The organism is Pedobacter sp. ok626, from assembly GCF_900100435.1.
In the GTDB taxonomy this organism is placed as follows: Bacteria; Bacteroidota; Bacteroidia; order Sphingobacteriales; family Sphingobacteriaceae; genus Pedobacter.
This window is the reverse complement of sequence record NZ_FNEX01000006.1, coordinates 224,763-236,432: the sequence shown is the minus strand read 5'-3', so window position 1 is coordinate 236,432 and position 11,670 is coordinate 224,763. Positions and strand designations below refer to the sequence as shown.

The following is an 11,670-nucleotide window of genomic DNA, read 5'->3' as shown; positions in this document are numbered from 1 at the left end:
TGTTAACACACTAATTTTTCTTAAGAGTATAATTAGATTTACTCCTGTCAAATTAGTTAGAATTTGTATCATTTTTCAAAAAAAATCACACAAACGATTTTTTTTTAATAACAATTAGGCCAAAAATTATAAAAAACCCAAAAAACTGCATTTAAATGCAAATATAGACAAATAACAATCTTAACACTTGTTCAAAACCCAAATACAAAAATAAAAAGACGGGTAATTTTGAGAAATATATTTCCCAATATGTAGCGTTAGATAATCACAATTCATACATAATTACTGTGCCAACAAATTTTAACTGCTAGAAAAAAGCACAAAAAGAACAGAAAGCACAAGCATATGCAATAAAAACTAGCCAAACAAGAATATGAACAGATAATGAATAAACTAAAAAGAAATAAAAGGAAGTTAAATAGGTTAGAAAATTGATATCATCTACCAGCAATCAATCTGGCTGACAAAACTGCGTCAAGTCCGTAAATATCATTACAGTATACAACACCTCCCTTATCGTTAGTAAACGCCGTAAAATAAGTAAGTGTTATTGGAATTGACTGGGGCAAACCGATATATTTAGCTCGTGGGTAGCCATTCAACATTGCCTTTTTTATTTGATCGTACTTTGGCCCTTCACCAAAAAGAACCAACGCCAGTTCCATCGGTTTTTCTAAACGAATACACCCATGGCTAATTGCCCTATTTTTCTTTTTAAAGGCCGACTTTAAAGGCGTATCATGTAGATAAACTCCACTCTCGTTATTAAACAGAAACTTGATTTTGCCAAGCGCATTCAATTCTCCTGGCATCTGCTTAAAAGTGTAATCTTCCACATTGTTAATCGTCCAGTCAATACCTGAGGGATTACCCACACGCTTTCCATCCTTATAGACCGAAATATTGTTATTAACCAAATAATGCCGATCTTTCTTGATGTTTCTCATGGTCTCAGTCTTGGCGATACTAACCGGAATATTCCAAACCGGGTTCACCTGTACACTGTAAATTTTACTGCTCAACTGCGGACTCTGCCATCTACCGGGCTCCCCTACGCAAACCTTCATATTCAACACAGATTCCTCCTGGTCAATTACATCCAGACTAAAATTCGCAAGATTTACCATCACATATTTCGGCTCTATCGGCTTATTTTTCCACCTCAGGCGCTCCATGTTTACCGACAAAACAGACTTGGTCTCTTCCAATGTTTTGCCTGGCGCCAATTCATCCGATTTCAGCGCAAACTGGAAAGCCTTATACACCTTGCCACTCGGTTGTATGCTATCCAGATAATTCTTCACTTCTCTTAGCTCAAGAACGCGTGTCACAAAAGCACTATCAGGCTTAGCCGTAGCACTAAAATAGTTGGAGTCAACAATATGAGGCTCTACCAACCCAAACTCCATAATCGTACTATACTTCAACACTGCATAAGCCGTTAGCAGCTCTAACTTCACCTTCTTACGATAAACATCAAGGTTCTTAAACGACTTCTTCCGATCCACTTCCTCCATTAATAACCGAAATGCACTAGCCCTAAAAATTTCGGGATCTAAGCCATGATCAGCTACACTTTCCAAATCACTGAGCAAGTAAGCTAAGTCACCATTTCTGAAAAACCGATTCAAGAATACAGTCTGATAGTTATTTTTCTCATAAAATGGTTGGAGCTTATCGTGATACTCCAAAGTTGACAAGGTATCATTTAATTCTTCTTTAAACACCTCTATTGTATCTTTAGGGGCATTTTGACGACTAATACCATAAACAGGCGCCAACGACCATAAATTGGTCATCACCATCCCACATAGGAATAAAAAACGTCCAACGCTACCGGTTCTAAACATATTGACTGATGTTTATTGGTGCACTGCAATAGCATCACCAAAACCACAACAATTGCTCAATAGTAATGTTTTGATTAATAGACCATAATTAACGGTTTCAAGTATTTTTTTATACTTTTGTCGAAAACAATCAAAAAACACCAGAATGTAGGATTTCATTTCTTCTAGAAAAATCAACAGAGCCAACATACCAGGCTCCATTTTTTTTACGCTACAAAGAAAGAAACATGCTTATACTTCAAGGTATTACCTATACTCATCCCAACAGAGATTTACTGTTTGCAGATCTTAATCTCATTATTAATAAACAAGAGAAAATTGCATTAATCGGCAATAACGGTGTAGGAAAATCTACACTTCTAAACATTTTATCGGGAAACCTAAGTCCTTCAGCCGGATCAATAAACAGTAGGTCGAAGCCATATTATATACCCCAACTTTATGGTCAGTACAACGATTATAGTGTTGCTCAAGCACTACATATTGACCATAAACTAAAAGCCTTAACAGAAATTTTAGATGGCCAGGTAACAGATACAAATCTGGCATTGCTTGAGGACGACTGGGCAATTGAAGAAAGATACAAAGAAGCTTTGTCCTATTGGCATCTTGATGGCCTAGATTTAACTCAAAAAATGGGAACTTTAAGCGGTGGACAAAAAACAAGAGTTTTTCTATCCGGAATCGCCATTCACCGACCAGAAATCGTCCTATTAGATGAGCCTAGCAATCATTTAGATGCCCACAGCAGAAACATACTGTATGACTATATAAAATCAACTAAGCAAACCCTAATTGTAGTGAGCCACGACCGGACCTTATTAAATCTCCTTAATACCGTCTACGAACTCAGCAAACGCGGCATAACTATTTACGGTGGAAATTATGATTTCTATGCCAGCCAGAAAGCAATTGAAGGGAATGCTTTGGCTCATGATCTTAAAACCAAGGAAAAGATGCTCCGTAAGGCCAAAGAAACGGAAAAGGAATCTTTAGAACGACAGCAAAAGCTAGATGCCCGTGGAAAGAAAAAACAAGAAAAGGCAGGATTGCCTACTATTGTCATGAATACCCTCAGAAACAAAGCCGAGAACAGTACATCACGCATGAAGAGCATTCATTCGGAGAAAGTAAGTACAATCTCGCAGGAACTTCATCAATTGCGGGAGGCAATACCTGATATTGATAAAATGAAGATGAACTTTGACGATTCCAGCCTTCATAAGGGCAAGATATTGATAACAGCCAGGGATGTGAATTTCGGGTATGAAGATCGATTACTTTGGAGGGAAGGCTTGGACTTTCAAATCAAGAGCGGCGAACGTATAGCCATAAAAGGGTTAAATGGCTCCGGAAAAACGACACTTATAAAAATGATCTTGGGCGAACTCTCCACTTTATCAGGAAATCTTGATCGTGCCGAAATAAAAACTGTTTACATTGATCAGGATTATTCATTAATTGACAATACCTTAAATGTTTACGAACAAGCGCAACAATATAATTCAGGAACTTTACAGGAACATAAAATAAAAATCCGTTTAAACCGATTCTTGTTTACAAAAGAATATTGGGAAAAACCATGTGCCGCACTGAGTGGTGGAGAAAAGATGCGATTGATGCTTTGTTCACTAACCATAAGCAATCAAGCCCCCGACATCATCGTATTGGACGAGCCAACCAATAACCTCGACATGATGAATGTAGAAATTTTAACTGCAGCAATTAACCAATACAAAGGGACATTATTAGTGGTGTGCCACGACGAGTACTTTTTGAAGCAAATAGAAATTGATCGTTCGATACTTCTTATCAGAAAAGTGTAAACCGAAGCAGAAATCCGTCAAGCAATTGCAGATTTCAATAGGGGAAAATTTGGCGGATTAGCAGTGCGGGCAACAAAAAAATGGAACAGTTTATCGCTGTTCCATTTTTGCTATACAATAACCTTAGATGGGCCTCCCCTCATATGCTGTAGTTTACTTAAAAACATCAATGCCATGGTCTCCGCTTTCTTCTTGGCATGATCTGCCATTTCTCCTACAAATAAGGTACCTACGGTTTCGTTAAACAACACCAACCAACGGTCAAAATGTGCCTGTTCAATAGGTAAGGGTGCATGTCTGGCAAAAGGATTCCCTGTAAACCCAGGAACACCGAACAATACAGCATTCCAAAAAGCATACATTTTTTGTAAATGCGGTCCCCAATCTTTAATCACATTATTAAATATGGGACCAATAAGTTCATCCTGCTGAACCTTGTTATAAAAACCATCGACTAATTCAATGATATCATTTAGGTCAGTAATATCGTGTCTTGCTTCCATATGAAATAGGATTAATAAATAATGCTACAAAGGTACGATTTAGTATCACTATCTGACAGTTTCGCTGTAACCACCAAGATTATAAGCAACCGGAACCGTACTGTTTCCTACTCTGTAAATACCGAATTTGAAATAATACCCATCTTCATCATTCCTCCCAATAAGAATTTCCTCTTGATTAACGATATGTAACTTTTGTTGTTTATTTCCTTTTAAATAACTCATCGTTACATCCAGCTTACCTGGTTTTAAAATGGTATTCTCCTCTTTTCCGTATTTTGTCCAATCTATATGAGTAACAAAGGTAATCCAACAATCCTTCGGAAATTCATTGAAAGGCATTCTATAGGCAATAGTAGAAGTTTTGTATTTAGAAGAAAGTGGTCTCATCACTTCAGTATTTTCCATTCCGGCGTTATTACGATCTGTTTTATCAGTCAGCCATTGGCGATCAGAATTTGCTTTGATATAAAAGTATCCCTTAGAAAAACCAAAAGCCAAAGGTGGATAGCCCCCTTGTTCAATAAGCCAACCATTAGGCTTTCCTGCCATATAAGTAATTTCTCCATTTTTCCCTTTTTTCTCGACTTTATCATGAGCGATATTTTTCTTAAAAATCATACGGTCATAAAGCGCTAAAAACTGATCGATCGTCAATAACTTGATTTCCCCTTCCGGCGTAGAGACCAATGTCCTACTCGGCGTACCATGCCATTGCGCAAAAATAGTGGAAGCGCTATCAGGCATTGATGAAGGTATGTATACCGAAAAAGTATAACTACGAGAACTTCCTTGCTCACAAATGCCCTTGCCGTAATGATAAACAGTTTTCAGCTTCTGAGCGTTTTCATAAACACTTGCAGGCAGTTTTTTAAAGTCGTTAGCAGTTGCATAACTGTACGACATTTCTACACGTCCCTTTGTTTCACCCTCAGCATAACCTGATAGTGAATTGTCCCCAGCCTTAAGCTCAAATCTATAAGAAGGCTTCCCATTAAAAGGAAGCGTATAATCGTATTGTAACGCATAAGATTTATTAATCCCTACAGCCACCCATTCCTTATCAATAATTTCGTTCTTTTTTGCGCTATCTGCCTGCACATTCACTCGCTCAGGAATAGAGATAAGCTTTTTGCTTTGCGAATATACTGAACAAAGTAGCAGCTGCTGAACTGCAAAAAGGCATAAGATTTGTTTTTTCATTTTGTACGTTTCCTCTGTTTGTTTATGGTTCTATTTTGTGCTATAAATCAAAACAAACATATAACTACAAAGCGACACTATATTTTGTTATTGTCTTGAATGCTTTAACTTTCGTTGAATACCAATTTATCATCTCCCTTCCCAAAAGAAACTCCATCCTTATCAAATACCTCCAATACTTTCGAGCTCAGCCCTTTTTTTCCGAGACTTTCCAGCAATTCATTACCAATATAATTATTGCACACCACCCTTAATATTTGATCACTATCTTCAAGATCAACAGACCATTCCAGGATACCTGGGAAAGCACTTATGACCTGCGAAACCAGTTGCAAATCACTCGGTGTATGGATTACAGTTGACATGATGATGATGTATCTGGACATAAAATTATTTAATTAGGGTGACAAATGTATAAAAAATTTGCAAACAAACCAATCGTTCGGTATCTTTGACAAATGGAAAATCCATACAAGAGAAAAAAAGACCCAGAAGCCAGTAAGCAACTGATTCTAAATACCGCAGCCGAAATCGGTGCCACTGCAGACTGGCATCAGGTTACTTTTCAAGCTATAGCAGATAAAACAGGTTTGAGTAAAGGTGGGATCATCCATCATTTCCGCAATAAAGAAGAATTGCTCGAAGAGCTGGTATTACAAAGCCTTGTCGAATTGACCGAATGGATCGATGAAGAAAAAAGAACCTCAGGCAATGACATCGCCCCTATCGCCTTTCTTCGCTTCGTTATTAAAAAAAGTGACGACCTGCATTACAGAAGAACCATGAAAGTCATTTTACAGGCGGCACTCGTCAATGAACATTACAAGAAAATGTGGGACAATTGGTTTACCCAGCATATCGCAGGTGGGTCTCTAGCAGACCTGGATATCAACACCCTAATCATTATGTTGGTTGCAGATGGATTATGGTACGCAGATAACCTTGGCCTTTACAACATCACGACACACAAGAAACAGCAAATCCTCAACAAACTATTAAGTCTGTAATCCATGAATAACAACGAAACCACCATCCACGAAGGCAAAACATTTACGGGTATCAATTATGCAGAAAAAAGATTGGAAAACCGGGAATTTATAAACTGTGAATTCATCAATTGTGATTTCTCTAAGAGCAATTTGAGCCACAATGATTTTATGGAATGTCATTTTAAACAATGTAATTTCTCCCTCACTATAGTAACAGGTACAGGATTTAAAGATGTTACTTTTACTGGCTGTAAGATCCTGGGTATTGATTTTTCAAAGTGCAACAAATTCCTATTCTCTTTTACTTTCGAACAGAGTCATCTTGATTACTCAACCTTTTACGGCACAAAACTCAAGAAAACTAAATTTACAGACTGCTCGCTTAAAGAAACAGATTTTGAAGAAGCAGATTTAACCGCCAGCGTATTTCAGAATTGCGACCTTACAGGAGCAACCTTTGTCAGGTCTGTTTTAGAAAAAACAGATTTCCGTACTGCAAGAAATTTCAGTCTGGATCCAGCGGTCAATAAAGTAAGACAAGCCAAATTCTCTTCGCTGAACCTCGCTGGCTTATTATATCAATACAATCTGGATATAGATTATGATGGCTAGACTATCTAGCCTCAGCTCACCATCCATACTGCATCAACAAAATACCTGTTCACATCAAAAAAATTATGCTCATAATGAAATCCAGATCTGGAAGCAAGTCTTTCAATGTCTTCCAGCGCATATTTTTGCGAGATTTCCATATAAATATACTCATCCTTAACAAAAGGAATTGTTACTGTCCCTATATGAACGATTTGGTCTTTTAAACTAATCAGGTAGCTTTTACAAGCTCCCGACTCCGGATCATAACTAACATAATGCTCAAAATTTTCAAGTTCAAAATCTCCCCCCAGCTCTCGGTTAATTCGCTCCAGCAAGTTCAAATTAAATGCACTTGTGATCCCCTTACTGTCATTATAAGCCGCCAATATTTGCTTCGGATTCTTCTTCAAGTCGAAACCAATGATCAACATATCTCCTTTAGCTAATAATTTCCTTAATGAACCTAAAAAAACCTCTACTTCAGCCTGATCCATGTTTCCGATATTAGCCCCCATAAACAGGACAACTTTTCTCCGATTAGAAAGGCTAATACCTTTCTGCAACATATGCAGGTAATCTCCATTCAACCCCTTTATATCCAATTCAGGCAACTCTTTAGGTAAATTATCTTCCAAATCGCTGATCACATGTGCAGAAATATCGATCGGTAAATAACTAAACTCCAGGTTTTCCTTAGCCAGTACCCTTAATAAATGAATAGATTTTGTGGCATCCCCTGCTCCCAGTTCAATCAAGTCAAAAGGCGTATTCCCCTTAATCAATTCAGCAATCTGCCCAGCCTGATTCGAAAATATATCCATCTCTGCATTGGTCAGATAATACTCATCCATTTCCATGATCTGTTGAAATATATAATCTCCACGTTCATCATAAAAATATTTGGCATGCATAAACTTTGGACATGCCTGAAGTCCGGCTAGTGTCTCCGTAAGAAACAGTGACTCAACAGTGGTTAAATTTCCAGTAGTAATTGGCTGCATATATGATGTTATTGAGCTAATCGTATTCCAGTGAATTGCCATCTTAAATATGGCTGAAAGAAATTTCTATAAGTTATCCTGCCATGGCCTGGAGGTGTCGCTTCAGATGCTCCCCGAAGCACTTTTTGGTTCACCATAAACTTCCCATTGTACTCACCTATAGCACCCGGCGCTTTACTAAAGCCCGGATAAGGAAGATATGCACTTTCAGTCCATTCCCATCTATATCCCCATTTAAACTTTCTGGCAGCAATCTCCCATTCAAATTCTGTTGGCAAGCGCATTTTACACCAACTCGCAAATGCATAAGCTTCATAATAACTGATGTGCGTTACAGCTGCTTTTAAATTAACAGGCTTAAGACCTTCAAATGTATAAGTAAACCAGTCCCCATCGATTAAATGCCAATACATTGGCGCGATGATTTTATTGTTGTTAACCCAATCCCAGCCATCGGCATGCCAATGAACAAAATTCGTATAGCCACCATCTTCAATAAACTCCAAATAGGCTGCATTACTGACTAGGGTTGAACTGATAGAAAAGTCCTGCAAATAGACCTTATGCCTCCCCAGTTCATTATCAAAACAAAAGCCTTCCCCGGCATAACCAATCTCGTAAATACCCTCTTTAATGGAAATCATTTCCAATAAAGTACTTTCAAGTTCAGTGTCTATAGTTTCATCTGCACGATAAGCTGGAAACAGCGGATTATTTCCTAAGATATATTTGATATCAGTTAACAGCAGCTCCTGATGCTGCTGTTCGTGGTTAAGTCCCAAAAAGAACAAAGCTTTGACTTCCGCAGTAAGTTCATTTTTTAAAAAATTGCGCATAGCTATATCCACATACGACCGATAAGCATAAATATCACTCACACTAGGGCGACTGAGATTTCCTCTGTCGGTGCGGATTACACGATTACCAATAGTTTCGTAATAGCTATTGAATACATAATTGTATTCAGCATTGTAAACCCTATACTCCTTATGAAACGGTATTAAAATAAATGTTTCGAAGAACCATGTGGTGTGACCAAGGTGCCATTTTGGAGGGCTGACGTCTACAATCGGCTGCACCACATAGTCTTCCGTTTGCAAAGGTTCACAAATCTGTTCAGAATGCTTTCTGACTTGAATATACTGCTCCGAAAATGTCATTATGATTATCTAGCTTTTTCTAAATTCTGTAGTCATATTAACATCTGGTACTTTCAATTGTTTTCCCTTCCATCCCTACAGCGTTCTTTTTGATAGCGTTCAAACATCATAAGCGTTACACATTTTCCATTCCGTACTGCCTCAAAACATCTGCAGGTACACCTTCCCAACGGTTTGGCGTATTACCTACGTAACCAAGGTCGTTCACCCCCATTTGCGTGGTATAAAATCCCGAAGCAGTAAGGTTACGCATCAGATTAAAAAATGCAACCCCTTGTTCTAATCCTGGTTTAACCTTTTCCGGGTAAGCAATATCATCTATCATCTCAATCTGCTGCGTGCTCGAAGCATCTTTAAAGGTTTTTTGGAACCTGTTTAAACACTGCAAATCCAACCATTTCAAGCCCCCACGCATTGGCGTTTGATGAGCAGGTATATCTTTTACAATAAACTCTATAAAATCAGGAACCTTAGCATCCGAAGCACTACCAGATTTATCATCCTTAGGGATAATGATATCGGCCAATAGCGTTATTGTCGCCATTTCGTGTGCATCAAAAAACTTGTAACTATTTAATTGCTTATCCCGCGCTATTTCAAACTCCTGCCTCCCTGGCTGGACTTCTTCCTCAACTTTTACTGTTTTCTCCTTACCCGGTTTACAGGCCTCCAAAACCAAACCTGCACTTATTGCAGTCAAGCCTATGGCTTTTAAAGAATCACGTCTGTTCATTATCTATTATTTTGATCAGCTAATGTTTAATTTTTCCTTTTGTTGCAAGATATATTCAGCAGTGCGCATAGACAGGGCTAAAATAGTCCAGGTTGCGTTCTTATCCCCCTGTTGGACAAAAGGAGCTGCATCTACTACAAAAAGATTTTTACAATCGTGCGCCTGGCACCATTTGTTTAAGGCAGATTTTTTTCGATCATCACCCATCCTTACCGTACCCACCTCATGGATAATCTTGCCCGGAGCCTCTAAACCGTAATTGGTATCCGCACCAGGAGGTTCAGCCGCAATAGCCCCCATCGCATGCATAATTTCTTTAAAGGTTTCCTGCATGTGTTTAGCTTGTTTCACTTCCTCTGGCGCCCATTTATAATTAAACCGAAGTACCGGAATGCCGTATTTATCTACCACATTAGGGTCTATTTCACAATAATTGGTTTCTCTTGCAATCGCAGTTCCCCTACCAGCCATCCAAACACCGGTTCCAAAAAAACGACGATAGTCATCTTTCAAACCAGCACCATATCCACCCGCAGGTTTCATATTTCCATCCCTGCCCGGCACAGTTCCATTTTGCTTTTCCATCCCCCAGCCAAAACCATAACGAGGCATCCCAAGCCCGCCACCATATTCGATATGATAACCACGTGGAAAATCAAGTTTTTTATTATCCAGCCACCAGGGCGAATAGATATGTACACTACCGGCACCATCTTCATTATACCTTTTCCGGTCTAGCAATTGCGGCAAATAACCACCCATACTAGCGCCGGTAGAGTCATGCAGGTATTTACCAATAATACCACTGCTATTGGCCAAACCGTCGGGATGAGCGGAAGACTTAGAATTAAGCAACAAACGTGCAGATTCACAAGCGCTTGCACCAAGTATAACAATTTTACCACGAACCTGGTATTCCTGCATATCCTTTGTATTTACATAAGATACTCCGGTAGCCAGGCCGCTTTTATCCGTTAAAACTTCCCTAACCATTGCATTGGTAATTACAGTCAGATTGCCTGTATTAACTGCCGGAATAACCAGACATGAGGAAGAAGAAAAATCGCCGTATACCTTGCAAGAGCGACCGCACTGTCCGCAATAAAAACAAGGTGCACGATCTTTGTTATTAGGTAAAGCTTCCGTCAACACAGAGCCCCTACCTGGTATTACTGTAACGCCAACCTTTTGGGCAGCCTTTTTAATAAAAAGTTCGTTAAGCCTTGGTTTCGGAGGAGGCATAAAAATACCGTCAGGTTCACTTTCTATTCCTTCAACAGTACCGTACAAACCAATCATCCGATCTACCTTATCATAAAAAGGCTTTAGCTCTTGATAAGTAAGTGGCCAATCGTCCGTAAGTCCGTCTTTCGGTTTAAAATCATCCGGTCCCATTCTTAAAGAAATACGCCCCCAGTGGTTGGTACGGCCACCTAGCATTCTCGATCGATACCAGGCAAATTCAGAATTATTCTTTTGAGTATAAGGCTCACCTTCCAGCTCCCAGCCTCCATATGAACCATCAAAATCACCAAATGGACGCGTAGTATTAGCACCTCTTCTAGGGGATTCCCAAGGCCACTTTAATTGCTGAGAATCTATACGAGGATCAAAATAAGCCCCAGCCTCAAGCATTAAAACCTTTAAACCTGCATTGGCGAGCACATACCCAGCCATTCCACCACCAGCACCCGATCCTACTACAATGGCATCATATTCAATGCCCGATTTTTTAATTTCGAATTCGTTCATTTGTATTTGCTTTGGTCAGTCTGTTAAGTACTAAGTGTACAAAAAGACAAAAAATGACC

At 38.9% G+C, this 11,670-nt stretch carries 11 protein-coding genes; 3 read left to right on the top strand and 8 right to left on the bottom strand.

Annotated elements, in window-relative coordinates:
• Positions 1-437 precede the first annotated feature (437 nt).
• Complete coding sequence (locus BLS35_RS10925; RefSeq protein ID WP_090780791.1) at positions 438-1,850, bottom strand: L,D-transpeptidase family protein; 1,413 nt, start codon at positions 1,848-1,850, stop codon at positions 438-440.
• 227 nt (positions 1,851-2,077) lie between these two features.
• Here BLS35_RS10925 and abc-f point away from each other — a divergent pair, with 227 nt between their 5' ends.
• Complete coding sequence (gene abc-f / locus BLS35_RS10915) at positions 2,078-3,676, top strand: ribosomal protection-like ABC-F family protein (RefSeq protein ID WP_090780787.1); 1,599 nt, start codon at positions 2,078-2,080, stop codon at positions 3,674-3,676.
• Between the two features lie 110 nt (positions 3,677-3,786).
• Here abc-f and BLS35_RS10910 read toward each other — a convergent pair whose 3' ends face one another.
• The 3 genes from BLS35_RS10910 to BLS35_RS10900 form a co-directional block, all read right to left on the bottom strand.
• The gene (locus BLS35_RS10910) at positions 3,787-4,179 is read right to left on the bottom strand and encodes a group III truncated hemoglobin (RefSeq protein ID WP_090780786.1); all 393 of its coding nucleotides are present in this window, start codon (positions 4,177-4,179) and stop codon (positions 3,787-3,789) included.
• A gap of 48 nt (positions 4,180-4,227) precedes the next feature.
• On the bottom strand, positions 4,228-5,382 hold the full coding sequence (locus BLS35_RS10905) for a heparin lyase I family protein (RefSeq protein ID WP_090780784.1): 1,155 nt from the start codon (positions 5,380-5,382) through the stop codon (positions 4,228-4,230).
• A gap of 104 nt (positions 5,383-5,486) precedes the next feature.
• Positions 5,487-5,768 (bottom strand): hypothetical protein, encoded by a 282-nt coding sequence (locus BLS35_RS10900; RefSeq protein WP_090780782.1) that lies wholly within the window; start codon positions 5,766-5,768, stop codon positions 5,487-5,489.
• A gap of 72 nt (positions 5,769-5,840) precedes the next feature.
• Here BLS35_RS10900 and BLS35_RS10895 point away from each other — a divergent pair, with 72 nt between their 5' ends.
• A complete protein-coding gene (locus tag BLS35_RS10895; RefSeq protein WP_090780780.1) occupies positions 5,841-6,389 on the top strand; it encodes a TetR/AcrR family transcriptional regulator in 549 nt (182 codons plus the stop codon).
• Positions 6,390-6,392: 3 nt separating this feature from the next.
• A complete protein-coding gene (locus BLS35_RS10890; RefSeq protein ID WP_090780778.1) occupies positions 6,393-6,983 on the top strand; it encodes a pentapeptide repeat-containing protein in 591 nt (196 codons plus the stop codon).
• A gap of 11 nt (positions 6,984-6,994) precedes the next feature.
• Here the strand turns inward: BLS35_RS10890 and BLS35_RS10885 are convergent, their stop codons facing one another.
• The 4 genes from BLS35_RS10885 to BLS35_RS10870 form a co-directional block, all read right to left on the bottom strand.
• A complete protein-coding gene (locus BLS35_RS10885; RefSeq protein WP_090780777.1) occupies positions 6,995-7,966 on the bottom strand; it encodes an L-histidine N(alpha)-methyltransferase in 972 nt (323 codons plus the stop codon).
• An 8-nt stretch (positions 7,967-7,974) separates the two neighbouring features.
• The gene (gene egtB, locus BLS35_RS10880; RefSeq protein WP_090780773.1) at positions 7,975-9,126 is read right to left on the bottom strand and encodes an ergothioneine biosynthesis protein EgtB; all 1,152 of its coding nucleotides are present in this window, start codon (positions 9,124-9,126) and stop codon (positions 7,975-7,977) included.
• A 115-nt stretch (positions 9,127-9,241) separates the two neighbouring features.
• Positions 9,242-9,859 (bottom strand): gluconate 2-dehydrogenase subunit 3 family protein, encoded by a 618-nt coding sequence (locus BLS35_RS10875; RefSeq protein ID WP_090780772.1) that lies wholly within the window; start codon positions 9,857-9,859, stop codon positions 9,242-9,244.
• 15 nt (positions 9,860-9,874) lie between these two features.
• Positions 9,875-11,611 (bottom strand): GMC family oxidoreductase, encoded by a 1,737-nt coding sequence (locus BLS35_RS10870; protein WP_090780770.1) that lies wholly within the window; start codon positions 11,609-11,611, stop codon positions 9,875-9,877.
• Positions 11,612-11,670 lie beyond the last annotated feature (59 nt).

Excerpts from the sequence above, each read along its gene's own strand:
- BLS35_RS10925 (WP_090780791.1), bottom strand. The coding sequence starts at position 1,850 with ATGTTTAGAACCGGTAGCGTTGGACGTTTTTTATTCCTATGTGGGATG.
- abc-f (WP_090780787.1), top strand. The coding sequence starts at position 2,078 with ATGCTTATACTTCAAGGTATTACCTATACTCATCCCAACAGAGATTTA.
- BLS35_RS10910 (WP_090780786.1), bottom strand. The coding sequence starts at position 4,179 with ATGGAAGCAAGACACGATATTACTGACCTAAATGATATCATTGAATTA.
- BLS35_RS10905 (WP_090780784.1), bottom strand. The coding sequence starts at position 5,382 with ATGAAAAAACAAATCTTATGCCTTTTTGCAGTTCAGCAGCTGCTACTT.
- BLS35_RS10900 (WP_090780782.1), bottom strand. The coding sequence starts at position 5,768 with ATGTCCAGATACATCATCATCATGTCAACTGTAATCCATACACCGAGT.
- BLS35_RS10895 (WP_090780780.1), top strand. The coding sequence starts at position 5,841 with ATGGAAAATCCATACAAGAGAAAAAAAGACCCAGAAGCCAGTAAGCAA.
- BLS35_RS10890 (WP_090780778.1), top strand. The coding sequence starts at position 6,393 with ATGAATAACAACGAAACCACCATCCACGAAGGCAAAACATTTACGGGT.
- BLS35_RS10885 (WP_090780777.1), bottom strand. The coding sequence starts at position 7,966 with ATGCAGCCAATTACTACTGGAAATTTAACCACTGTTGAGTCACTGTTT.
- egtB (WP_090780773.1), bottom strand. The coding sequence starts at position 9,126 with ATGACATTTTCGGAGCAGTATATTCAAGTCAGAAAGCATTCTGAACAG.
- BLS35_RS10875 (WP_090780772.1), bottom strand. The coding sequence starts at position 9,859 with ATGAACAGACGTGATTCTTTAAAAGCCATAGGCTTGACTGCAATAAGT.
- BLS35_RS10870 (WP_090780770.1), bottom strand. The coding sequence starts at position 11,611 with ATGAACGAATTCGAAATTAAAAAATCGGGCATTGAATATGATGCCATT.